The organism is Methylomonas sp. Uni0009, assembly GCF_054188105.3.
Genome location: NZ_JBTAFN010000001.1, coordinates 4568821 through 4591279 on the forward strand (window position 1 = coordinate 4568821; position 22459 = coordinate 4591279).

General features: G+C 53.1%; 22 protein-coding genes and 1 pseudogene. 4 read left to right on the forward strand and 19 right to left on the reverse strand.

Annotation, left to right across the window (positions count from 1 at the left end):
• Positions 1 to 72: 72 nt before the first annotated feature.
• Positions 73 to 1734, reverse strand: coding sequence for an ATP-binding protein (locus ACWAU0_RS21050; RefSeq protein ID WP_033158061.1), 1662 nt, complete (start codon positions 1732 to 1734; stop codon positions 73 to 75).
• Positions 1735 to 1997: 263 nt separating this feature from the next.
• Between ACWAU0_RS21050 and ald the strand changes: the two genes are divergently transcribed.
• The gene (ald, locus tag ACWAU0_RS21055; RefSeq protein WP_171694958.1) at positions 1998 to 3113 is read left to right on the forward strand and encodes an alanine dehydrogenase; all 1116 of its coding nucleotides are present in this window, start codon (positions 1998 to 2000) and stop codon (positions 3111 to 3113) included.
• Positions 3114 to 3383: 270 nt separating this feature from the next.
• Here the strand turns inward: ald and ACWAU0_RS21060 are convergent, their stop codons facing one another.
• The 17 genes and pseudogenes from ACWAU0_RS21060 to ccmA all read right to left on the reverse strand — a co-directional run bounded on the left by ACWAU0_RS21060 (position 3384) and on the right by ccmA (position 18043).
• The gene (locus tag ACWAU0_RS21060; RefSeq protein WP_458137824.1) at positions 3384 to 4409 is read right to left on the reverse strand and encodes a restriction endonuclease; all 1026 of its coding nucleotides are present in this window, start codon (positions 4407 to 4409) and stop codon (positions 3384 to 3386) included.
• Positions 4410 to 4475: 66 nt separating this feature from the next.
• A complete protein-coding gene (locus ACWAU0_RS21065) occupies positions 4476 to 4718 on the reverse strand; it encodes a hypothetical protein (RefSeq protein WP_458137825.1) in 243 nt (80 codons plus the stop codon).
• Positions 4719 to 4805: 87 nt separating this feature from the next.
• Positions 4806 to 5075: a type II toxin-antitoxin system RelE family toxin gene (locus ACWAU0_RS21070; RefSeq protein ID WP_458137826.1), complete on the reverse strand. Its 270-nt coding sequence runs from the start codon at positions 5073 to 5075 to the stop codon at positions 4806 to 4808.
• Positions 5072 to 5290, reverse strand: coding sequence for a hypothetical protein (locus ACWAU0_RS21075; RefSeq protein WP_458137827.1), 219 nt, complete (start codon positions 5288 to 5290; stop codon positions 5072 to 5074). Before ACWAU0_RS21075 ends, ACWAU0_RS21070 begins: the two co-directional genes overlap by 4 nt.
• Before the next feature lie 316 nt (positions 5291 to 5606).
• Positions 5607 to 7031, reverse strand: a complete 1425-nt coding sequence (locus ACWAU0_RS21080) for a restriction endonuclease subunit S (RefSeq protein WP_458137828.1) — start codon at positions 7029 to 7031, stop codon at positions 5607 to 5609.
• The gene (locus ACWAU0_RS21085; RefSeq protein ID WP_458137829.1) at positions 7025 to 8008 is read right to left on the reverse strand and encodes an HsdM family class I SAM-dependent methyltransferase; all 984 of its coding nucleotides are present in this window, start codon (positions 8006 to 8008) and stop codon (positions 7025 to 7027) included. The genes ACWAU0_RS21080 and ACWAU0_RS21085 overlap by 7 nt, the downstream gene beginning before the upstream one ends.
• Before the next feature lie 634 nt (positions 8009 to 8642).
• Positions 8643 to 9032 (reverse strand): annotated as a pseudogene (locus ACWAU0_RS21090) (type I restriction enzyme HsdR N-terminal domain-containing protein); the annotation flags it as partial.
• 848 nt (positions 9033 to 9880) lie between these two features.
• Positions 9881 to 11260, reverse strand: a complete 1380-nt coding sequence (gene hemN, locus ACWAU0_RS21095) for an oxygen-independent coproporphyrinogen III oxidase (RefSeq protein WP_458137830.1) — start codon at positions 11258 to 11260, stop codon at positions 9881 to 9883.
• A complete protein-coding gene (gene ccmI / locus ACWAU0_RS21100) occupies positions 11260 to 12468 on the reverse strand; it encodes a c-type cytochrome biogenesis protein CcmI (protein WP_458137831.1) in 1209 nt (402 codons plus the stop codon). The genes hemN and ccmI overlap by 1 nt, the downstream gene beginning before the upstream one ends.
• Positions 12465 to 12923: a cytochrome c-type biogenesis protein gene (locus tag ACWAU0_RS21105; protein WP_458137832.1), complete on the reverse strand. Its 459-nt coding sequence runs from the start codon at positions 12921 to 12923 to the stop codon at positions 12465 to 12467. Before ACWAU0_RS21105 ends, ccmI begins: the two co-directional genes overlap by 4 nt.
• Positions 12920 to 13450 carry a DsbE family thiol:disulfide interchange protein gene (locus ACWAU0_RS21110; RefSeq protein WP_458137833.1) on the reverse strand — a complete coding sequence of 177 codons (531 nt, stop codon included), beginning with the start codon at positions 13448 to 13450 and terminating at the stop codon, positions 12920 to 12922. Before ACWAU0_RS21110 ends, ACWAU0_RS21105 begins: the two co-directional genes overlap by 4 nt.
• 5 nt (positions 13451 to 13455) lie before the next feature.
• Positions 13456 to 15393 carry a heme lyase CcmF/NrfE family subunit gene (locus ACWAU0_RS21115; protein ID WP_458137834.1) on the reverse strand — a complete coding sequence of 646 codons (1938 nt, stop codon included), beginning with the start codon at positions 15391 to 15393 and terminating at the stop codon, positions 13456 to 13458.
• Complete coding sequence (gene ccmE / locus ACWAU0_RS21120; RefSeq protein ID WP_458137835.1) at positions 15390 to 15824, reverse strand: cytochrome c maturation protein CcmE; 435 nt, start codon at positions 15822 to 15824, stop codon at positions 15390 to 15392. The genes ACWAU0_RS21115 and ccmE overlap by 4 nt, the downstream gene beginning before the upstream one ends.
• Entirely contained in the window at positions 15821 to 15988 is a 168-nt protein-coding gene (gene ccmD / locus ACWAU0_RS21125; protein WP_033158069.1) for a heme exporter protein CcmD, read from the reverse strand. Before ccmD ends, ccmE begins: the two co-directional genes overlap by 4 nt.
• Entirely contained in the window at positions 15985 to 16746 is a 762-nt protein-coding gene (locus tag ACWAU0_RS21130) for a heme ABC transporter permease (RefSeq protein WP_458137836.1), read from the reverse strand. Before ACWAU0_RS21130 ends, ccmD begins: the two co-directional genes overlap by 4 nt.
• The gene (gene ccmB, locus ACWAU0_RS21135; RefSeq protein ID WP_033158071.1) at positions 16746 to 17420 is read right to left on the reverse strand and encodes a heme exporter protein CcmB; all 675 of its coding nucleotides are present in this window, start codon (positions 17418 to 17420) and stop codon (positions 16746 to 16748) included. The genes ACWAU0_RS21130 and ccmB overlap by 1 nt, the downstream gene beginning before the upstream one ends.
• Positions 17411 to 18043 carry a cytochrome c biogenesis heme-transporting ATPase CcmA gene (gene ccmA, locus ACWAU0_RS21140; RefSeq protein WP_458137837.1) on the reverse strand — a complete coding sequence of 211 codons (633 nt, stop codon included), beginning with the start codon at positions 18041 to 18043 and terminating at the stop codon, positions 17411 to 17413. The genes ccmB and ccmA overlap by 10 nt, the downstream gene beginning before the upstream one ends.
• Before the next feature lie 146 nt (positions 18044 to 18189).
• Here ccmA and purE point away from each other — a divergent pair, with 146 nt between their 5' ends.
• The 3 genes from purE (at position 18190) to ftsH (ending at position 21665) form a co-directional block, all read left to right on the forward strand.
• Positions 18190 to 18687: a 5-(carboxyamino)imidazole ribonucleotide mutase gene (purE, locus tag ACWAU0_RS21145; protein ID WP_445369701.1), complete on the forward strand. Its 498-nt coding sequence runs from the start codon at positions 18190 to 18192 to the stop codon at positions 18685 to 18687.
• Positions 18684 to 19778 (forward strand): 5-(carboxyamino)imidazole ribonucleotide synthase, encoded by a 1095-nt coding sequence (locus tag ACWAU0_RS21150; protein ID WP_458137838.1) that lies wholly within the window; start codon positions 18684 to 18686, stop codon positions 19776 to 19778. The genes purE and ACWAU0_RS21150 overlap by 4 nt, the downstream gene beginning before the upstream one ends.
• 72 nt (positions 19779 to 19850) lie before the next feature.
• Positions 19851 to 21665 (forward strand): ATP-dependent zinc metalloprotease FtsH, encoded by a 1815-nt coding sequence (gene ftsH, locus ACWAU0_RS21155; RefSeq protein WP_458137839.1) that lies wholly within the window; start codon positions 19851 to 19853, stop codon positions 21663 to 21665.
• Positions 21666 to 21729: 64 nt separating this feature from the next.
• Here ftsH and ACWAU0_RS21160 read toward each other — a convergent pair whose 3' ends face one another.
• On the reverse strand, positions 21730 to 22458 hold the full coding sequence (locus tag ACWAU0_RS21160) for an esterase family protein (RefSeq protein WP_033158075.1): 729 nt from the start codon (positions 22456 to 22458) through the stop codon (positions 21730 to 21732).
• Position 22459 lies beyond the last annotated feature (1 nt).

Genomic DNA, 22459 nt, shown 5'->3' on the forward strand with positions numbered 1-22459 from the left:
CGGGCTCCTAGTATCCGGAATTGTTCCGCTTCGTTCATGAAAAGCGTTCCCGCATAAGTGTAGTTATTTTGTTCAATGCCGATTCTGCGTCCGCCAGTTCGCGACGATACCTTCCACATCCAGGTCATCCGGGCCTTCGCGCCAGCTAGTGTAGTAATCGACATCGTTACTTTTCGGTTCCGGATTGGGCCGGTAGATTTGGACCCGGGTCGGCAGCGGCGCCGCTTCGCCCAGCACTAGCGCTTCCCCCCGGCCGAGCGAACTAAGAATATCCGCCAAATCGCCCTCGGCCTCCGGCACTAGGCCGCGAATATACTGCTGGTCGTCCGGATTGGTGGTGCGCAAACAAATAAACGAGCTGCATTGCGCCAGCATGGTTTCCGACAGTTCGGTGGGCCGTTGGCTAACCACGCCGATAGAGACCCCGTATTTCCGGCCTTCCTTGGCGATCCGCTCCATCATCCGCTTGGTGCCGTCGAATTGGCCGCCTTTTTCGCGCGGGATATAGGCATGCGCTTCTTCGCAGATTAGCGTGATCGGAAATTCGCGGCGGCGCGGGTTCCAGTAGTTGAACTCATACGCCAACCGCCCGACTTGCGCGGACACCGCCGGCCGCACGTCGGTCGGTACGGAACTGAGATCGACCACCGTGATGTTGGCCTTTTTTTGCCCCAGACCGACGAATTGCCTGAGCAAATCCGCCATGCTGGCCGAGTTGTTGCGTTTTTTGGGTTTTAACAAAAAGTCGTAACGCACGTCGTTGAAACGGCTCTGCATCGTCACCAAAAACTCATCGAACTGGCCGAATAAGGCGCCCTTGGTTTTGCCAAAGTCTTTACGCTCCTCGTTGGCGGCCTTGAATTGCATATACATTTCCGCCAGCGAAAAATAAATCGGCGTGTCTATCGATACCACGCCTAGACCAATGGCTTTGGCTTCCTTACGCTTCAATTGTTGCAGCACTTCGCGCATGAAAGACATCTGCATCGAGGCCCCTCTGTCATCGCGATCAATGAACAAGTCCACCAACTCAGCATAGGACATCATCCAGTACGGCATCTCCAAATCCATGGCATCAACGTAATTGACTTGCTCTTCGGGAAATGCCGATTCGATACTGCCATCTGGTCGTTTCCAACAGTATTCGCCGTGCAGATCCAGCATGATCATATGGGTCTTAGGCATGGCTTTCATGGTGTGCTGGATCAAGCTGGTGACGGTCCAGGATTTACCGGAACCGGATTGACCGATAATCGCAAAATGCCGGCCAAACAACGCACGTGGGTCCAGGCTCAGGTGATAATCCTTGTGACTGGCCAGCTGCCCAATAAAAAATTCGTAATCGCGGAATTTGGAAAAAATCGCGTTGATCTCGCTGAGCCCAACCGCATAAACCGCCGCGCCCGGCGTCGGATAATGCCGCACGCCGCGAATGAAGATATTGTTTTCGTTCAACTCGCCGACCGGGATTAAGGCAATAAAACGGTCGGTTGCACGATTGCCGGCAGCGTCGAAACGATCGCGTTCCCACATTTTGAACACCAGCGCCAACACGCCTATATGCGACTGCCTGATCACCACGTACGAACCGATATGGCCGGCCAGGATTTCTTCATCGCCGAGTTTGATGATGGGCGCCGCTGTTGAATGTTCTTCAGTGATACGGGCATCCATACCGTCGCCTCTGACTTCGGTTAAATGGCCGATCAGGATGTTTTGCGTTTGTTGGGTCATGATGTTCTCTCTGGTAAAGCCGCTGGGCTAAGCTTAGACGATTTTTACGGCCCGTCCCGTCCAGAGCAATCTATGCAACCACCTGGGACAGCACAGCGGTTTTGCGCCAAAATGGCAAACAAATCGCTACAAACGCGACAACATGGCGCTAGGCTCGTAAGAGTAAGTCGTTGAACATTTGGCACTTTTGGCTGACAAAGCCATACGGTCTGATTATTGCTGTCATCAAACCGGCATCATTTAATATTGCACAAGAGGTGAATATGAAAATCGGTATACCCAAGGAAATCAAACCCAACGAAAACCGGGTATCGGTGGTACCGTCCGGCGTTGCCGCGTTGGTGAGCGCCGGCCATAGCGTGACGATGGAAAGCGGCGCCGGCGTTGGCGCCGGTTTCGAAGACGCGCTATACCAGGCTGCCGGCGCGCAGTTGATGGACGGTCCGGAGCCGGTTTGGGACTCCGCTGAGATGATTATCAAGGTCAAGGAACCGATAGAACCCGAATGGTCGCGGATTCATCCCGGACAAACCCTGTTTACCTATTTTCACTTTGCCGCCAACCGCCCGTTAACCGAAGCACATCTGGCATCCGGCGCTACCTGTATCGCCTACGAGACCGTGCAGTTGCCGACCGGCGAGTTACCCTTGCTGACGCCAATGTCGGAGGTAGCCGGCCGACTGGCGGTGCAAGAAGGCGCGCATTATCTGGAAAAACTGTACGGCGGCCGCGGCATGTTGCTCGGCGGCGTACCGGGGGTATTACCGGCCAAAGTGTTGATTTTGGGCGGCGGAGTGGTCGGCACGCAGGCGGCAAAAATGGCGGCAGGTTTAGGCGCGCAAGTCACAGTCATGGATTTGTCGCTGGAGCGTCTGCGCCAACTTAGCGACATTTTGCCGGCCAACGTGCAGCTGTTGTTTTCCAGCCGTCATGCCATCCTGGAACAAATTCGCACGGCGGACCTGGTCATCGGCGGCGTATTGGTCACCGGGGCCGCAGCACCCAAGCTGATCCGGGCCGACGATTTAAAATCGATGCAACCGGGGGCGGTCATCGTCGATGTCGCGGTGGACCAAGGCGGCTGCGTGGAAACCACCCACCCCACTACCCACGCCGATCCGATTTATGTCATCGACAATGTCGTGCATTATGCCGTTGCCAACATGCCCGGCGCTGTACCGCGCACTTCGACCCTGGCGTTAACCAACGCCACCCTGCCCTATGCTCTACAACTCGCCAATAAAGGCTGGCAACAAGCATTGCGGGACAATTCGGCGTTACTGAAAGGCTTGAATATCGTGGGCGGTAATGTTACTTGCCAAGGGATTGCCGATGCGTTTGGTTTTAATTATTTGCCGCCGGAGCAGTTCCTGAGCTGAACCCATCGCCCAGACCGAACTGTGGTAGGGGTGCGAAGGACACCCGGGATTATGTGGTTTGTAACCAACTTTGGCACCTTACCCAATCTGCGGCTCAACCATTCATCTCGACAAGGGTGAACCGGATTATCCCCGCCGACTTGATCGAATGTAATGACAGCCGCATCGCGCACGTGTCTAGTTTTAACCGGGTGACCCAGCGCGGAGTAACGTTGCGCGGTGTGGATTTAAAACAGTCATTTCGATTACCATCGAAGTGAGCGGAAAACCTTATTCCTCATCCTGCAACGCCACTGTCCAAATCCGCTTCAATGGCAGCTCGGCTTTCAGGTCGTCGTCGAGGCGGTCGTAATAGGCGAAAAGTTGTTCCAACAATTCCTTTTGGGTCCATAGCCGCACCCGGAAAAAACTGGCGGCTAATTCCTTCTGAACGTTGTTTTTAAAACCACTCCAGGACACGAATAAACCTTCGTCGGCACCGAATTTGGCGACCGCACCCAGCAGTTTATCCACAGTCGGGCGATCAATCGGATTGCTTTCGGATTTGACTTCCACGCATAAGCGCGGCGAACCGAAACCCAAGGGCCCGGCACCGGCCAGAATATCCGCGCCGCCTTCCGGGCTACGGTAGGTGGTGTAGCCTTGGGCTTTGAGTATCGCTTCTACCAATCGAGTTAGATCGTGACCCTTGAAACGAGCGTCGATCAGGCGAGCGATTTGGTCTTGCGCCAGCTCAGCCAAGTTGGCGCTGCCAGCGGCATCGTCGGCGATAGGCGTACCGGGCTGAATGGTGGACAACAGGCTTTCCGCCTTCCAACCGTTGGCTTGCATCGCCGCCAAACGTGGCTCTGCATTGTTGCGTTGAATACGGCAGATGGTCAGGAACGCGCCGAAGGAATACAGCAAATCCTGGCCAAAATGGGCGCGCGGAATTGCCTCGCCTATCCATTTGACCGACCGCCAGTGATAAAACGGATTGGCCGCCTTGGCATCGAATTGGTAATCGCCGGTGACTTCGCCGATATAAATTGCGGGCTGGCTTTTCAGCGGCAACACCAGCCAATCGCGCTGCTTGATGTCGTGGGCAAACGGCCAGACTTGGCTGACCCAGTTGGCAATCGCCTTGGGTTTACAATCGGCGTATCGGTTGTTCATCGCCGCCGTCAAATCGCTCCGTTGCGCCAGCTTGGCGAGATTCACGTCCAGCTTATCCCAAGTCACGTAAACCCGGTTTTCCTGTATGAATTTTTGTTCGTATTCGCCGTGCGCGCCGGCGCGGATTAGCCAGATTGCCATAATTAGCGTCCTTGGGTAGTAAATTGATTTTTCAAATGGGCCAAAGCCATAACGGGCGCCCTACCCTTAGTGTTGTTGCCAAACCTTGTTTGCCCGTTCGTCATCGCGGATGCGTTCCAGGATTTGGTAGATTCGACCGCAATCTCCGGTTTGCATGGCGATGCCGTAGCGTTGGTTGATGGCATCGACCAACCTTTGATAGTCGTCTTTGGTGACGTCAGGCAAAAAGTCGCTCAGGTCGGAGCGATTGGTAAAAAACGCCGCCGTATCGAGGCCGAAATTCAGAAACGGCCAGAGTATGTGTTGCAAAAAATCTTCCAACAATTCCGCGTCGTCTTACACCCGTTTAGGGCCGTCCAATTCGTCGTCGTTCATAGGGTTGTTTAGCTTTTTCGATTATGGAAACTTTTTGTAAAAGTTTTCTCGATGGCCTACTCTCAAAAACTGTAAGCACTCATTATCAAAATACACACCCATTCGATAGCGGTAATCAAATTTGATTCGGTAATAGCCGCAAAAACCGCTCATCGATTCCAGCTCGGCAATATCGGCGAAACTCTGCGCCTGCTTTGCTTGCTCCAGAACATATCTGATTTTCTGCAAAATACGCTGGTCGGTAATCGCTTGCACGTCTTTGCTAAAGCGTTTACTGATTTGGATTTTCATTGCGGCAGGCTATTAATAAAATCTTCCGCTTCCTCGTCGCTCAAAAAATTGTTTTCGTCTTTGGCCTGCTGGCAAGCCAAATAGAGCGCCAAGGTTTCTAATTGCTCGTGCTGATTTTCGAGCAATTCCTTCAAAAACGCTTGTTGCGTATCCAACGGCAATGTTTCGTAAAGGGCATAAAAATGATGCGCGGTTTCGGCGGGCGAGCTTTGCATGGTTTTCTCCTTATAGATACCTTCTCATGATGGCCTGTATTCGAGCCGGAGCTTTAGCGATGTTTTATTCGATTTTTTGTATTTCGGCGGCGAAGTTCCGTTAGTCGGGTCGTGGTCGTACTGGTACCTTGACACTGCATGTGTCGCAAAAAATTCTCCAGCAATTCCGGGTCGGAATACACCCAGTTAGGGCCATCCAAAGTTCAGCGCGAAGGTAGTTTTCCTGCGCTGTTCGGGGCCGCGATGATCCCGCATGCAGGCATTAATGCGAACCCCCGCAAAAAAACGAGGCCGTGAGAGCAATTGCTTGTCATCGTTAAGCCAGCTCTTTTTTCAACAACGCCAGAGCCGCTTGCTCAAGATTCCAAGCATCGTCGCGTAACTGGTTAGCCTTCAGAACCAAATTGCCTATGCTTTTGATTTGCTGTGGATCAATCCATGGAACAGGTATTTTCGAAGCCATGAATCGATCAAGTTCTAGTATCACGGATCCGTAACTATTTCGATTGATCAATAGGTAGCCGTACTCGCTAGATAACCACGCGTAAATATACCCCGCAAGTTCTCTATCTTTTCCGATAACACGAATCGCATGTTGGTTGGCAGCCCAGCCATCCATGTAACAAGGAATTATCTGAATCCTGCCAATCGTACCGGAACAAGTGATAGTCACCATTTCAGGTTTTAAAGCAATTTCATCCATGTCGCCTTCATGCGCGCCTTTCGCCAACCCTTTCACGTCAATCGGATCGATTTGAAAAAGCTGTTTGCTCGACAGCAGCGGAATTCCGCCCTTGGGGACGTAAACCCGTTTACGAAACTTGGTCACGGCGCGAATGGCCTTGCTTAAACGTTCGTCGCCCAACGGTAAGGTTTCAATGCCGGCTTGGCGCAATTGTTCATAGACCCAATCCACCGCCGGGTTATGGAACGAGGCATCCAGGCGTTTACCCCACCGCGAAGCACGTACCGTATTGACCGAAGGGCCCTTGGTTTGTTTGGGTAGCGGCGGTAGTTTCAGGGTTTGCCGCAGTCGGCTATCGGCGGCATCGAGCATATCGTTGGCTTGGTCGCGTTGGTTGGCGGCTTCGACAAAAGCACGGCCAATTTCAATGCGCCGGATCGCTGGCAAGTCCGGAATCAAGACTTGGGTCAAATGGTGCGGTTCGATATGTTGAATTACCGAACCGTAGGTAACGCCTCTTAATTGTTCTCGCCCCCAATGCGAACGCAAAAAGGCGGCGACATAGCCGGCGGTGTCCGGGTCGGGCGCGCCAATTCGAATGGCGTCTTCAGACAAAACCCAATCACTCATGCGAGGCGAAGCCAAACCAACGTTGCCGATGGTACCTGAGCGAGAAACCAACACGTCCCAGGAGTTGATTTTCAATTCCTCCAAACGCTTGGTGTGCTTTTTACTCAGATAACGCCCCCGCTCAGGCCGCAAGCCGATAATGTCAGAGCTGGACAGAAACGGCACACCATGTTCTGCGCCGACGTAAATTCTGGCGAAGCGAAATGCGTTATGGGCGTTTTGGCACAAGCCGCTCTCGCCTAGCAGCGGCTTTAAGGGATGACGGCAGGCATGCAATTCGGCGACGGCTTGCCGGGCTTCCACCCCATAGGCCGAGGCTTCCAGACGTAAGCCGGCTCTCGCCACGTCCGCCAAGCGGACGCCAACGCTTCGTTCGCCGAGATGTTCTCTATCTCCGGCTAGCGGCTGGTTAATGACGTTTACCATCCCAATACCGCCCTGTTTTTCCAGCTAAGAAATTCCTTGGCAACCAACGGCGAATCGTCGTCGACCATTTTACTGGGGCGCAAAATGCGTTTGCTGATATCGTCGTGGGCGTCGAACTCGAACAATACGGCAGGTTCGCCTTCAATGGGGAACAGGATTTCCTCGCCGTCTTCGTTACGCCGGTAGAGCACGTTGCCGCGCTTGTCGTGGCCGATAGCTAGAGTTTGCGCCATGAAGATTTCGTAATCGTCGAGTTGACCTTGTTTTTCTTCCTTGTGAATTTCTGTAGGTGTTTTGCGTTGTAATAGCAACACCGAAGTTTGCGTGCCATTACGCGGTTGGAAGGTATCAGGATGCAAATCCACCGAGGCGACGATGCGACAATGGGTCATCATCCAGTAACGCACGTACTCCAGCGCCGGATTGCCCAGAATGCCGTCCGGCAACACGATAGCCATGCGCCCGCCCGGTTTCAGAAATTGCCAGCAACGTTCGATGAACAGGATTTCCGGTGGTTGCGAGGTTTGCAGGTTGTCGGTTTTTTCCCAGCCTCCGTTGGCCGTTGGCCTCCAAAAGTAGCCGAGTTCGAATTGCGATAAGGTTTCGCGGTCGGAAATCGGCAAGCTGCCGCCGAATGGCGGGTTAGTGGCAATCACGTCGAAATGGGATAAATCGTCCGGGCCGCGTAGCGAAAACGGATCGACCTCCAGTGCTTTGGCGAGTTGCTCGCGAAACCCGCTATCCCACTGATGAGGGTGCAACAAGCTGTCGGTTCGCAGGATATTGCCGGCGCCGTCGTTATTCATCACCATGTTCATTTTGGTGGCCTTGACCAAATCCGGGTTGATGTCGAAGCCGAAAAAGCTCCTGCCGGCGATGTCGCGAACTTGTTCGTTGAGCGCTTGGCGGTAGGCCTCGGAACGCGCCATGCCGCTTTTCTCGGCTTCCTGCTTCAACCGATTGATCACTTCGTTCATCGCGATGACCAGGAAACCGCCAGTTCCGCATGAGGGATCGAGTATTTTTTTCACCCGGTTGAATGTCCAGCATGTGAATTCCCATGCGCTGTACGTTACGCGGCGTAAAGAATTCGCCCCGGTCACCCCGGAGATTGGCGCCTACCAGCTCCTCGTATGCCTTGCCCTTGACGTCGATATGGGTATCCAAAAAACTGTAGCGCTGCAATTCGCCCACCACATAAGCCAGGGAACGCGGCTCGAGTTTGAGGGTGTCGTTGGCGTCGAATATCGCCGGATAACGTTTCTTGACGTCGTCGAAAATCTTGCCGAGCCGGCGTTTGACGGTCAATCTGCCGTCATTGCTGGCTTTTTCCTTGGCGGTGGCATAGAAATCCAACGGCTTCGGTATATTGCGCTCATCGTGGATTTTGCAAAATATCACTTTCAATAATTCGAAGAACGCCGGTTGTTTTTGCAAACCGTCCGTCACGTAAATGTGGTCGTGACAAATTCGAAAAGAAAACAGAAGATTGTCATCGGTGGCATTCTTCAGATTTTGCCGTTGCGGGCGATCCACTTCGTCTATGTTTCCGTCGTGCGCGGGAATGTCGTTCGGTTCTTCCCATTCGATGCGGCCATCGATCTCGGCGCGGAGAAATACCGATTTGTGGCGGCCATTTGTCCACATGCCCCACTTGGCATTCGGGCAGGAAGACATGTAGGTTTTCAGTTGATCTTCACCGTCTTTCTTGTCGGAAGGCTTTACCTTGTCATGCTTGCATTCGATGATGATGTCGATGTTTTCCTGCACATGGGCCTTGCCTTCCGGGAAAATCGCCAAATCCACGCGTTTCTTGGACGAACCGACCTTGATGGTAAATTCCACGGCAATTCTTTCAGGCTTGTAACCCAACTCCTTGACCAAGCGTCGCTCGATGTTTTGTCGGACGTATTCTTCCGGAGTATCGTTTCGAATTGTTCCATCAATGAAGTCACAGATTTTGCCGTCCGGCAATGTCGTGATGAGTCCTGGGTTAGTCATGTGCTGCGTTTGAAATTAATAGTTACGTTAGAGAGCGTTTTTTGGCAATTCATGATTGAAATGATACCGGTTAGAGCAACGATAGGATAGGGAAACAATACTTCATTATCGGCTTAGCCTCTCTTCCGGTCACTACATAGGAAGGTGAATCCAACTTACATCGACCTGCATCTGCAACATCATAACGAGCAGAACCGCAGGATGCGGTAAACAACGTGCATCGCTCCGATGGGTGCGGTTCGTATACTCATCACTCTACGCCTGCTTTTGGCTCGACATTTGCCATTGGCACTTTTGTTTCGTCTGGCGAGTTTTGGCCGCTTTATACCTTCCACCTCTCAAGCCTCTGCCGGCTACGAGTGACTTGAGATGCCTGGTACTTCAAGCAAAAAGCTATCACCGGCAAGCTATTTGCCCCTCCCGAATGCCTTTTATCTTTAACCGCCAAGCATTTCGGCTTGCCAAAACTCCAAAAAGCCATTCGCGCAAGGCAAATTGCTGCTATCGCCAACCGGCATAAGCCAACGCGCAAGCAAAAATGCTTCTCGCGAATGGCAAATCGCTTTAATCGCCAGCCTGGATAGGCTTGAGTGCAAGCTAAAAAGCTATTCGAGAAAACCAAAACAGTGCAAGCCCAAACCGCAATAAGCTTGCGCGCCACCCAAAATGCCTTGCAAAACAGGTAATTTGCTTTAATGGCCGGCCTCGCCAGCTTGCCCGCAAGCAAAAATGCTTGGCGGACGAAGCGATTTGCTTTAAGTGCAAACCTGGATAGCCCTACCCGACAGGGAGCCGGTGGTTCAGCCTTAACGCGATGCTAAAACAGTCAACTACGCCTGCGCTTAGGCTCAGATCACCTTAGAGAATTGCTGCTGTTTCCGCGCCAGGTATTTGTCAAACACCATGCAGATATTGCGGATCAACAAGCGGCCGGCCGTGGATACTTGAATGCCGTTGGCGTCTAAATCCAGTAAACCGTCGGCTTTCATTAGACGCAGGTTTTCCAGCTCGGGCGCAAAATACTCGGCAAAATGGATAGCAAACTCGGCTTCGATTTTGCCGAAACTCAGTTCGAAGTGGCAAATCAACTGGGTAATTACGGCCCGACGTAGTTTGTCGTCCTCGTCCAGATCCACACCGCGAAACACCGGCAATTTGCCCTGCGAGATGGCGGCGTCGTATTCGTCCAGTTCCTTGTAATTTTGCATGTAGGCATCGCCGACCCGGCCGATGGAGGTCACGCCCAAGCCCACCAAGTCGCAGTCGGAATGGGTCGAGTAACCCTGGAAGTTGCGGTACAACTTGCCTTCGCGTTGCGCCACGGCCAGCTCGTCGTCGGGTTTGGCAAAGTGGTCCATGCCGATGTAGACATAGCCGGCATCGGTGAGTTTCTGCCCGACCATTTGCAGGATTTCCAGCTTTACGGCCGGCGTTGGTAAATCGGCATCGTTGATTTGCCGCTGGGTTTTGAAGCGGCTAGGCATGTGGGCGTAGTTGAAGATCGAAAATCGATCCGGCGCGTAGGCCAGAACTTGATCCAGCGTGTGGGCAAAGGTTTGTTCGGTTTGCAAGGGCAGGCCGTAGATCAAATCGATATTAGTCGAACGAAAACCTTCCTTGCGTGCCGCTTCCAACACCGCAAAGGTTTGTTCCTTGCTTTGCAGGCGGTTGACGGCTTTTTGCACGTCCGGATCGAAATCCTGCAAACCCAAACTGATACGGTTAAAACCCAACTCGCGTAATTGGGCAATGGTCAGGTCGTTGGTTTCGCGCGGATCGACTTCGATGGAATATTCGCCACTGTCGTCGTCATGCAGATTGAAATGCTCGCGGGTGGTATCCATCAAGCGTTTCATTTGCTCGTAATTCAAAAACGTCGGTGTACCGCCGCCCCAATGTAGCTGATTGACCGGCCGGCTGTTGTCGAACAGCTTGCCCTGCATCTCAATTTCCTTGCAAAGATTGTCCAGATATGGCACGGCGTGGGCGCGATTTTTGGTGACGATTTTGTTGCAGGCGCAGTAGAAACAGACCGTGTCGCAAAACGGGATGTGAAAGTACAGCGACAGAGGCCCGCCGGCGGCGTTGGATTTTTGAATATGCTGCAGATACTCAGCTTCGCCGAAGCCCTCGTGCAATTCCAGCGCTGTGGGATACGAGGTGTAACGCGGCCCGGACTTGTCGTAGCGTTTGATCAAGTCCAGGTCGAATTGAATTGATTGGTCCATTACTGCATTTCTTGGTTGATGGTGATGCCGACGCTGGGATTAGCCGAGCTTAAATCCACTTCAGCGGCGCCGAGCAAATCGCCGGATTGTGGCATGGCATTACCGGTTTTGGAGATTCGCGCGACGATGCGCAACTGTTTGAAATCCGCCAGATGGGTTTGCGGTTGCATCGCCATGCTGTCGTTCAATACCACGCTGGTTGGCAAATCAGAAACCTGTTTACGGACGATGGCCAGCGGCATTTTTGGACCGTTGACGGCCTGAGCATAGATAAACACGGTGTATTGCGGTTCAGCTTTGGCTTTGACTGCCTCATCCAATTCGACTTTCACAGTAATATCGATAGCCGCCGCCGATGATGCCGGGGCTTGCGGTTTTTGCTGCTCCACTTCGGCCATCTGTATCATTTTTTGCAATTGCGCCTGGGATTCATCGTCAGTAGGCAGCAGAGCGGATAATTTCTTCCAATGCGTGATTGCCTGGGCAAAATCCCCGGCTTCAGCTTTGGCCATGCCCGCCAACCATAAGGCAGTGTGGTCTTCCGGTACCAGCTTTAAAGCTTGTTCGACTAGTTCGCTTGGTTCGCCGTCCATTTGGCCGTTACGCGCCATCGACAAGGCATCGGCGTAATGCAGCATGACGGCCGGATCGTTAGGTTTGCGGCGATTCAGCTCAGCAAATACGTTGGCGGCGTCCTGATATTGTTGTGCGTAAACATAAGCACGGCCCAACATCATCCAGCCTTCCAAATCTTCCGGATGCTGTTTTAGACGCTCTATCAGTTTGTTGACCATGCTTTTGACATTGTCGGCCACTTTTTGATTGTTGGCCGCCAATTCGGCTTTGACCAAGGCTTGCGGTTCGCCGAGCAAGCCATATAAAAACAGGCTTAGCAGCGGTACCGTAATCGCCACGACCGGCACCATCCAACGGCCGGTTTTGGCGCTGGACACGGCCGGCACATCGTCTTCCAGATCGTCCAGCAGCGTCAGTTGCAATTCGCGATATTGAGCATCGTAATGCTCCTGTGACAACACGCCGTTTTGCAATTGCAGTTTAAGTTCGGCCAGTTGTTGACGAGCGATTGCGGTATTGCGTTGTTCGCCATCGGCGTAACGTAGCGGCGTTTTTTTAAATAATGGCGGCAGCAACACCAACAACGCCAGCACGATTAAACCAGCTATCACTAGCCAAAACTCAAGATTCACGAGTCGTCACCTTTTTCCAAAATGCTGTTTAGCTTGGCTTGTTGCTCTTTCGTTAGCGATTGGTCCTCGCTGGTACTGGTTTTGCTGCGCAACACCCAGACCGTGGCCAAACCAATGACCAGGAACAGCACCGGCCCCAACCAGAGCAGCATGGTTTTTAGTTTCAAGGCCGGCTTGTACATCACAAAATCGCCGTAGCGGTCGGTCATGAAATCGACGATGTCTTGGCGGGATTTACCTTGTTGCAGCATTTCATAGACTTGCCGGCGCAAGTCCTTGGCCAGATCGGCGTTGGAATCGGCGATGGTTTGATTCTGGCAAACCAGGCAACGCAGCTCAGAAATCAAGGTTTGATAAGCCTGTTCCTGCTCGGGTTGTTTGAAGTCACGGTATTCGATCTCAGCTTGGGCTTGAAACACAAACAACGACAAGATCAAGGCGAAGAGAGTTTTCATGCGCTTTCCGCCTCCAGTTTTTCAATCAACGGCAGGAAAATGCTTTCCAGTTCGCCGGGCTGGACCGGACCGGTATGTTTGTAGCGCACCACGCCGCGTTTATCGATCACGAAGGTTTCCGGTACGCCGTACACACCATAATCGATGCCGGTGCGGCCATCAGCATCCATCACGCTGACGTTATAAGGGTTACCGTGTTTGCTAAGCCAGGTGTTGGCAGCCTGAGCCTCGTCCTTATAGTTCAACCCGACCAGCAACACCTTGTTTTGCTTGGCCAGCTCGATCAATAAGGGATGTTCTTCGCGGCAGGATACGCACCAGGACGCCCAGACATTCAGCAGCCAGACTTTGCCTTTCAGTTCGGCCTGACTCAGATGCTGCTCCGGTGTCGCCAAAATCGGTAGATTAAAGGCCGGCGCGGGTTTGTCGATCAGTGGCGAGGGGATTTCGCGGGGATTGAGTTTTAAACCAATCGCCAAAAAAACCGACAGGGCGATGAACAACAGCAACGGTAACAAATATTTCATTGATTTTACGCGAGAGGCTTGTTAAGCAAACGATAGCGGCGGTCGCTGGCGGCAATCAGGCCACCCAGGGCCATGAACACCCCGCCCATCCAGATCCAGCGGATAAAGGCTTTGTAGTAAACCCGCAAGCTCCAGGCGCCTTGTTTATCCAAAGGCTCACCCAAGGCCACGAATAGATCGCGGAACACACCGGCGTCGATAGCGGCTTCGGTCATCGGCATGGTTTGCACCCGGTACACCCGCTTTTGCGGCGATAACTCAGCAACAGTGGCACCGTTATGACTGACAGTCAGATAGCCTTGCTCGGCGCGGTAATTCGGCCCTTCGGTGCTTTTCACACCATGGAATTGGAATACGTAACCGAACAAATCCAGGGTTTCCTCCGGCGCCAAACGTACATCGCGTTCGATGCTGTACACCGAGGTAAAGGTAATCCCGATCACGAACACCGCGATGCCAAGATGCGCCAAGGTCATGCCGTAAAAACCGGCTGGAATTTGTTTCAGGCGCTCGATTGACCAGCTTTGCAGGCGTTGTTTGAACGCGAGGCCGGTGATCGCCAAAGTCCATAAAGCCAGGCCGGTACCCAAAGCCGCGCCCCAGGAATAAAACGGCATGGACAGTGGCGTCAGCAACGCCAAGCCGATAGAAGCAGCAATCAGCCAGCGTACCCGTGAGCCTAAGGCTTTCAAATCGTCGCTTTTCCAGCGCATCAACACACCCAAGCCAACTACCAAGGCCAAAGGCGCCATCAGCGGAATAAACACCGCATTGAAATACGGCGGACCCACCGACAATTTTCCCAGTCCCAGGGCATCGACCACCAAGGGATACAAAGTACCCAGCAAAATGCTGGCGGCGGTGACCACCAGCAGCACATTGTTCACCAGCAATACCGATTCCCTGGACACCAATTCGAAACGGGCATGGCTTTTAACTTGCGGCGCGCGAATCGCGTACAACAATAGCGAACCGCCGACTACCACGGCCAGGAATATCAGGATAAATAAACCACGGGCCGGATCGCTGGCAAAGGCGTGTACCGAGGTCAACACCCCGGAACGAACCAGAAAAGTGCCGAGCAAACTCAAGGAAAATGCGAAAATCGCCAGCAATACGGTCCAGGTCTTGAATACGCCGCGTTTTTCGGTGGCTGCCAAGGAGTGAATCAACGCGGTGCCGACTAGCCAGGGCATGAAGGAAGCGTTTTCCACTGGATCCCAGAACCACCAGCCGCCCCAGCCCAGTTCGTAATACGCCCACCAACTACCCAGCGTGATACCCAGCGTCAGAAACATCCAGGCGATATTGGTCCACGGCCGCGACCAGCGCGCCCAAGCCGCGTCCAATCGGCCTTCCAGCAAAGCGGCGATGGAAAACGCGAAGGCTACCGAGAAGCCGACATAGCCCATGTATAGCATCGGCGGATGGATCGCCAAACCGGGATCTTGCAGCAAGGGATTTAAATCGCGGCCTTCGGCCGGAAACGGAAACAAGCGCGCGAAAGGATTGGAAGTCAGCAATAAAAACAGAATAAAGCCGATGCTGACCAAGCCCATCACTCCGAGGACCCGAGCTCGGGTGGCATCGGGGATATGCGCACTGAATGCCGCGACCAGCGCGGTCCAGATCGACAAGGTCAGGGCCCAAAGTAACAAGGAACCTTCGTGCGCACCCCATACCCCGGAAATCAAGTAGATCAACGGCAAGGCGGTATTGGAGTTTTGTGCGACGTAAGCCACCGAGAAATCGTGGCTGATGAAGCTGGCGGTCAAACAGCCGTAAGCCACGCCCATGAACAGCAATTGCCCGAACGCAGCAGGTCGAGCGACATGTACCCAGCCGGTGATCGATTTGGCTGCGCCGAAGATCGGCAAGATGCCTTGTACTACTGCCATGCACAAGGCCAGGATCAATGCGAAATGACCGATTTCCGGGATCATGGTTGCGCCGCCGGTTTTTTCAGGCTGCCGGCCACTTCCGGCGGCATATAGTTTTCATCGTGTTTGGCCAATACTTCCTCGGCGACGAACACGCCTCGGCTGTCCAATTGGCCTTTGGCGACGATGCCCTGCCCTTCCCTGAACAAATCCGGCAAGATGCCTGAATATTCCACGGTCACTTCCTTTTCGAAATCGCTGAGTTTAAAACGCACCAATAAATCGGCATTCGGCCGCTCGACGCTGCCTTTGACGACCATGCCGCCCAAACGAAACACCGCGTTATTAGGCGCCTTACCGGCCGCCACATCGCTAGTGGAGAAAAAATACATCAGATTTTCGTTAAAGGCTTTTAACGCAAAGGTTGCGGCCAATCCCAGCACCGCCAACATTAAAACGATCAATATCAAACGCTGTTTTCGTATCGGTTTCATCGTGCTTGCGTGCGTTTTTGTTTAATGGTGAGTTGCCGCAGTAACTGCTTGCGTTGCAGCACCGGCCAAACGATGTTGACGATCAATACCAGCGCGGTCACGCCGTAAGCCGGCCAGACGTAAACGGCGTACCCGCCCATGTATAAAAAGCTTTCCCAGCTCATGCTTGTTTCTCCAACAACGCTTTAACCCATTGCGAGCTGGTTTCGCGCTTCAATAATTCCAGCTTCGCCGCCTGCAATACCGCGATCAGATAATAAAATTTGAAAGCTACCGCCATCAGTAACAGCGGCACCAGCATGCTGAGGTGAATGGAGGGCTTATCCATCTTGCTGACGGTAGGGCCTTGATGCAGTGTGTTCCACCATTCCACCGAATAATGGATGATGGGTACGTTGACGACACCCACCAACGCCAATATCGACACCGCCCGTGCCGCCGAGCGTTTATCCTCGATCGCGCCGTACAAACTGATCACCCCCAGATACTGAAACAACAGGATCAACTCAAAGGTCAAGCGCGCATCCCAAACCCACCAGGTACCCCACATCGGTTTGCCCCACAAGGAGCCGGTCACCAAGGCCACGAAGGTAAAGCCGGCGCCGATCGGCGCGCTGCCGATCAGCATCACCTCAGCCAGTTTCATGCGCCAAACCAGAGCTATGCCGCCCATCACCGCCATCAGCACGTAAATGAACAAGGACATCCAGGCCGCCGGCACATGGATATAAATGATCCGGTAACTGTCGCCTTGCTGGTAATCGGTCGGTGCCCGATACAAGCCCAGATAAAGGCCGGCAACCAACAAAATCAAAAAAATAATCGTCAACCAGGGAATAAAGCGATCCGCCAACGCATAAAAATGCGGCGGCGACGAGGTGCGGTGAAAAAACCGGCTAACCGGCGCAGGTATCCAAGACATCAATTAACACTCATTTTTAACGCGGCCGCTGTCGGCAGCGGCACCAATACCAGTGCCGACAACAACATGGCCAATAAAATATATAGTTGGGCGCCTACCGGCAAACCGCTGGCGGCCCTATCCACCGCGCCACTGGCAAAAATCAGTACCGGCACATACAAAGGCAATACCAACAGTGACAACAACATGCCGCCCCGGCGCAAACCGACCGTCAACGCCACGCCGATGGCGCCGATCAGGCTCAGCAGCGGAGTAGCTAAGATCAATGTCAGCCATAAAGTTCCCATCGCTTGCTGCGGTAAGCCCAAAAACACCGCCAGCAGAGGCGCCACCAATAACAAAGGCAAACCGGTCACCAGCCAGTGGGCGATGATCTTACCGAGCACCAATACCGATAAGGCATGCGGACTGAGCAGCATTTGCTCCAGCGAACCGTCCTCGAAATCGCTACGAAACAAACCATCCAGCGACAACAAGGCCGCCAACAAAGCGGACACCCATATCACGCCCGGCGCCATCGCCCGCAGCAGATTGGGTTGCGCGCCAACCGCCAGCGGGAACAAGGTTACTACCAGCACGAAAAAAAACAGCGGATTGGCCATTTCGGCACGGCGCCGAAACGCCAGCAACAAATCGCGGCGAATGATCGCCCAAAAAGCCTGGATTATTGGCATGCTTGCAGATGGATGCGTTGCAGATTGAGATCGGCCATGCTCAGGTCGTGATGGGAGGTCAAAACCGCCATGCCACCGTGCTCGATGTGCTCGGCCATCAGCGATTCTATCAATTTGATGCCTTGTCTATCCAGCGAGGTGAAAGGTTCGTCGAGTATCCATAGCAAGTTATGCGTGATCAATAACCGAGCCAGCGATAGTCGGCGCTTTTGGCCGGCCGACAAGGTATGTACCGGATTATCGTCAAAACCGGCCAATTGCACCTTGTCCAAAGCCTGCTCGATGTCATATTTGCCCGCACTACCTAGTGCCAGCGCAAACTTCAAATTTTCCAGCACCGTCAATTCCTTTTTTGTACCATCGGCATGACCGACATAAGCCATGTCATCGTAATAACTGCTGTCGGCGATTTTGCTGCCGCACCAATAAATCTCGCCGGCATCGGCTTCCCTAAATCCGCACAGAATGCGCAACAACGAGGTCTTGCCGCTGCCGTTGGCGCCTTCCAACAGCAAGGTCTCGCCGGCGTGCAACGTGAAATTCAAATTGGAAAACAACAAGCGCTCATCGCGGAAACACGATAATTCACTGGCTTGCAGCGAAGCGTGTTGCGAGCTTTCCATTCATCCGTCCTGGGGTTGATCTGTTATGAGGGGCGCTATCTTATCATCAAGGCAGCCGGAGTTAGTAATTTGCCGACAGAGAAAATCTCCCCATTTATGCGATAATCGGGCTTGTTTCGACTGATCGCAAATACCGGAGATTTTGCATGACCGCATTGATAGGCATCATCATGGGTTCCACGTCCGATTGGGAAACCATGCAACATGCAGCGCAAACCTTAGAGCATCTTGATATTCCGCATGAAGTGGAAGTGGTTTCGGCCCATCGTACCCCCGACAAGTTGTTTCAGTATGCGGAAACCGCGGAAGGCAAAGGCTTGGAAGTCATCATCGCCGGTGCCGGCGGCGCTGCGCATTTGCCGGGCATGACCGCCGCCAAAACCCCGCTGCCGGTACTGGGTGTGCCTGTGCAATCCAAAGCCTTGAACGGTATGGATTCTCTATTATCAATCGTGCAAATGCCGGCTGGCATTCCGGTCGGCACCTTGGCCATCGGCAAGGCTGGCGCTATCAATGCCGCCTTACTGGCCGCCGCGATCATCAGCAACAAACATCCGCAATACCGCCCAGCTCTAGATGCTTATCGGCAACAACAAACCGACAGCGTGATCGCCACCCCCGATCCAAGACAGGTGGCGGGATGAAAATTGGCATATTAGGTGGCGGCCAGCTCGCCAGAATGATTGCGTTGGCCGGTTATCCACTGGGCTTGAAATTCATCGTGCTCGATCCTGACGTCAATGCAGGCGCCGCCGGTTTAAGCGAACATTTGCTGGGCGCTTACGACGATCCTGACCTACTGGCGGAACTGGCCGAGAAAGCTGACATCGTGACTTACGAATTCGAAAACGTGCCGGCGCATGTCGCCGAATTCCTGTCCAGCCATACTACTGTATACCCACCCGCCGGTGCATTGGCCGTCGCCCAAGACAGATTACTGGAAAAGAATTTCTTCAAGGATTTAGGCATCCGCACCGCACCGTTCGCTCCTATCGATAGCCTGGCAGACTTGCAACAAGCCATGCCTGAAATCGGCTACCCGGCTATTTTGAAAAGCCGGCGCATGGGTTATGACGGCAAAGGCCAAGTAGTCATAAAATCGACCGACGAACTGGAGTCCGCCTGGCAAAGCATGCAAGGCGCTGCCTCTATCGTCGAAGGTTTCGTGCCGTTTCAGCGCGAAGTATCCATCATCGCCGCTCGCAGTCCATCCGGCGAAATCGCTTACTATCCATTGTCTGAAAATCAGCATCGCGGAGGCATTCTGCGTATTGCCGAATGCTGTACTAACGACCCCGAACAAGCGATTGCCGAAAATTACGTCAGTCTGTTGCTGGAAAAACTGGATTACGTCGGCGTCATTGCCCTGGAGTTGTTCGACTTGAACGGCGAATTGCTGGCCAACGAATTCGCACCGCGCGTGCATAACTCCGGACATTGGACCATAGAAGGCGCGGAAACCAGCCAATTCGAAAACCACTTGCGGGCCATTCTGGATTTACCGCTGGGCTCGACGGAACCGCGCGGTTATGCGGGCATGGTGAACTTCATCGGTGGTCTGGCCGACGACGCGACACTGTTAAACATTCCCAACGCGCATTTGCATCTGTACGATAAAACACCGCGCAAGGGCCGAAAAGTCGCGCATGCAACGGTCAGAGCCGACGCGGAATCCGCCTATCGCGAGGCCTTACAGCATTTGGCTAATTTAGCGCTGGCTGTAGACGAATCATGATCTCTTAGCTTGAATCCGGGCGGTTTTGGCATAGAAGCCAAAATCGCTCCGCAGAACATAGAGGCCACAACGATGAAAAAATTTTTATTCTTGTTGCTCACAATGGTCGGCATCGCCATAGCGGCGTTTGTCATTTTTAATCCTGCCCCTGCCACCTACAAATCACAAGGCGATATTCCTTATTCCGACTTTATCCAGGATGTGCGCGACAAAATGGTAGCCGAAGTGGTGATCGACGGCAGAGCCATTGATGGCCTGAGGCATAACGGCACACGTTTTACCGCTTATAGCCCCGGCGATGTGACGGTGATAGACGATCTATTGCAGAACGGTGTGAAGATCATCGTGCAAAGACCGTTAACCCAATCGACATTCATGCAGGTGTTTTACTCCTGGGCGCCGACTTTTCTACTAATTGGCGTATTGATTTATTTCATGCGCAAACAACTGCTAGGCGCCGGCGCGCAAAACAATTTCGGTAAAAGCCGGGCCAAGTTGATGACGGAGAATCAGGTAAAGATCCGTTTCAGCGACGTTGCCGGCGTCGAAGAAGCCAAACAAGACGTCGCGGAAATGGTCGATTTCCTAAAAGCACCGGGTAAATACGAGGCCCTTGGCGGTAAAATTCCTAGAGGCGTGCTAATGGTCGGCCCTCCCGGCACGGGTAAAACCTTGCTGGCCCGCGCGATTGCCGGGGAAGCCGGTGTGCCGTTCTTCTCAATTTCCGGCTCTGATTTCGTGGAAATGTTTGTCGGTGTCGGGGCATCCAGGGTGCGCGACCTATTCGTACAAGCCAAAAAGCAGGCCCCGTGCATCATTTTTATCGACGAAATCGACGCCGTCGGTCGGCAACGCAGCCCCGGCAATATGGGCGGTACAGAAGAACGCGAACAAACGCTGAATCAATTATTAGTAGAAATGGACGGCTTTAGCGGCAACGAAGGCATCATCGTCATCGCCGCCACCAACCGTATCGATGTATTGGATAAAGCCTTACTACGTCCCGGACGGTTCGACCGGCAAGTGCAAGTCAGCCTGCCGGACATCAAAGGCCGCGAGCAAATCCTTAGAGTACATTCCAGCCGAGTACCCTTGGCCGATGACGTCAATTTGAATGATTTGGCGCGCGGCACACCGGGCTTTTCCGGCGCCGAATTGGCTAATCTGATCAACGAAGGTGCATTGTTCGCCGCCCGTAACAATCAGCGGGAAATTACGATGAACGACCTGGATAAGGCTCGCGACAAAACCATCATGGGCGCGGAAAAGCGGACGATGATCATGAGCCGCGAAGACCTGCTGATGACCGCCTACCACGAAGCCGGACACGCCATCGTCGGCCGTTTGGTACCCGAGCACGATCCGGTTTACAAAGTCAGCATAATGCCGCGCGGCGGCGCGCTCGGCATTACCATGTTTTTGCCGGAGCGCGATGCATACAGCGCCAGCAAGGACAAATTGGAAGGCCAAATCTCCAGCCTGTTCGGCGGCCGAGCCGCGGAAGCGCTAGTTTACGGTAAGAATAAAGTCACCACCGGCGCGAGCAACGACATCCAACGCGCCACCCAATTGGCCCGTAATATGGTCACCAAATGGGGGCTATCCGACAACCTGGGGCCGCTGGACTACGGCGATAACGAAGGCAGCTACTTGGGACCGCAAGCCAAACCCATGTCGGAACACATGGCGCGCTTGATTGATCGGGAGATCAGGTTAATTGTCGACAATAATTATCTTAGAGCCGAAACCCTGCTGAAGGAAAATATCGATATTCTGCATAATATGGCGCAAGCCCTATTAGACTGGGAAACATTGGATAAATATCAGATAGATGAATTGATGCAAGGTCGAACCATCGCACCGCCGGCGCTTGATGCAAAACAATAATTCGACGCTGGGAACACACTAGAGCAGTAGTGCGCTTTATTTCACCAAGCAGAAATAGAGTCTGTCAGATATACAGCGGGGCCATTCTGCGCCAGTAGTGGCCTTGATGCGCGCGCCCTTCCCATTCGTATAAGGCATGGGGAATACCCTTGGCCGCTAATATGTGACTTAACTCGTGATTGTTCTGCAAGAACGGATCTTCCTTACCGATCACCAAAGTAATTTCCATTTGCTGCAAATGCTTTAATTGCGCTTGGCAATTCAGGTTGGGTAAAAAATGCGTTGGCGTGTGGAAATAGACATGATCGTCATAGTAGCCGTCGAATAGGTTTTTGAAACACTCTACTTCCAGCGTCAAATCGAAACGACCGGAGAACGCTACTAATTTTCTGAACAAATGCGGGTGACGGAAAGCAATATTGGCCGCATGATAACCGCCTAAACTACAGCCGTGCGCGATGACGCAGGGGTGTGGATTTTTCAAGGCCATGAACGGCATGATTTCGTTCAGTATGTAGTCTTCGAAAAACATGTGCCGCTGAATACGGTCTTTCGGCTTGCGCCAAAAGCAGTAAAAAGTTTCATGATCAATGCTGTCAACACAGTACAGTTGTATGTGTCCCGCTTCAATTTTATTGCGTAACCGTTCGACAATGCCGAGGTTCTCGTACTCGTAAAACCGGCCGTCTCGAGTAGGAAATATCAGCACTTTGGCCCCGGCATGCCCGAAAACCAGGAACTCCATGTCGCGACCCAAGCGCGGGCTGTACCAGTGATGATATTCGCGATTCATA

Bases quoted from the DNA above. Each gene is read 5' to 3' on its own strand.
- ACWAU0_RS21050 (WP_033158061.1), bottom strand. From the start codon at position 1,734: ATGACCCAACAAACGCAAAACATCCTGATCGGCCATTTAACCGAAGTC.
- ald (WP_171694958.1), top strand. From the start codon at position 1,998: ATGAAAATCGGTATACCCAAGGAAATCAAACCCAACGAAAACCGGGTA.
- ACWAU0_RS21060 (WP_458137824.1), bottom strand. From the start codon at position 4,409: ATGGCAATCTGGCTAATCCGCGCCGGCGCGCACGGCGAATACGAACAA.
- ACWAU0_RS21070 (WP_458137826.1), bottom strand. From the start codon at position 5,075: ATGAAAATCCAAATCAGTAAACGCTTTAGCAAAGACGTGCAAGCGATT.
- ACWAU0_RS21075 (WP_458137827.1), bottom strand. From the start codon at position 5,290: ATGCAAAGCTCGCCCGCCGAAACCGCGCATCATTTTTATGCCCTTTAC.
- ACWAU0_RS21080 (WP_458137828.1), bottom strand. From the start codon at position 7,031: ATGGTAAACGTCATTAACCAGCCGCTAGCCGGAGATAGAGAACATCTC.
- ACWAU0_RS21085 (WP_458137829.1), bottom strand. From the start codon at position 8,008: ATGAACGAAGTGATCAATCGGTTGAAGCAGGAAGCCGAGAAAAGCGGC.
- hemN (WP_458137830.1), bottom strand. From the start codon at position 11,260: ATGGACCAATCAATTCAATTCGACCTGGACTTGATCAAACGCTACGAC.
- ACWAU0_RS21105 (WP_458137832.1), bottom strand. From the start codon at position 12,923: ATGAAAACTCTCTTCGCCTTGATCTTGTCGTTGTTTGTGTTTCAAGCC.
- ACWAU0_RS21110 (WP_458137833.1), bottom strand. From the start codon at position 13,450: ATGAAATATTTGTTACCGTTGCTGTTGTTCATCGCCCTGTCGGTTTTT.
- ACWAU0_RS21115 (WP_458137834.1), bottom strand. From the start codon at position 15,393: ATGATCCCGGAAATCGGTCATTTCGCATTGATCCTGGCCTTGTGCATG.
- ccmE (WP_458137835.1), bottom strand. From the start codon at position 15,824: ATGAAACCGATACGAAAACAGCGTTTGATATTGATCGTTTTAATGTTG.
- ccmD (WP_033158069.1), bottom strand. From the start codon at position 15,988: ATGAGCTGGGAAAGCTTTTTATACATGGGCGGGTACGCCGTTTACGTC.
- ACWAU0_RS21130 (WP_458137836.1), bottom strand. From the start codon at position 16,746: ATGTCTTGGATACCTGCGCCGGTTAGCCGGTTTTTTCACCGCACCTCG.
- ccmB (WP_033158071.1), bottom strand. From the start codon at position 17,420: ATGCCAATAATCCAGGCTTTTTGGGCGATCATTCGCCGCGATTTGTTG.
- ccmA (WP_458137837.1), bottom strand. From the start codon at position 18,043: ATGGAAAGCTCGCAACACGCTTCGCTGCAAGCCAGTGAATTATCGTGT.
- purE (WP_445369701.1), top strand. From the start codon at position 18,190: ATGACCGCATTGATAGGCATCATCATGGGTTCCACGTCCGATTGGGAA.
- ACWAU0_RS21150 (WP_458137838.1), top strand. From the start codon at position 18,684: ATGAAAATTGGCATATTAGGTGGCGGCCAGCTCGCCAGAATGATTGCG.
- ftsH (WP_458137839.1), top strand. From the start codon at position 19,851: ATGAAAAAATTTTTATTCTTGTTGCTCACAATGGTCGGCATCGCCATA.
- ACWAU0_RS21160 (WP_033158075.1), bottom strand. From the start codon at position 22,458: ATGAATCGCGAATATCATCACTGGTACAGCCCGCGCTTGGGTCGCGAC.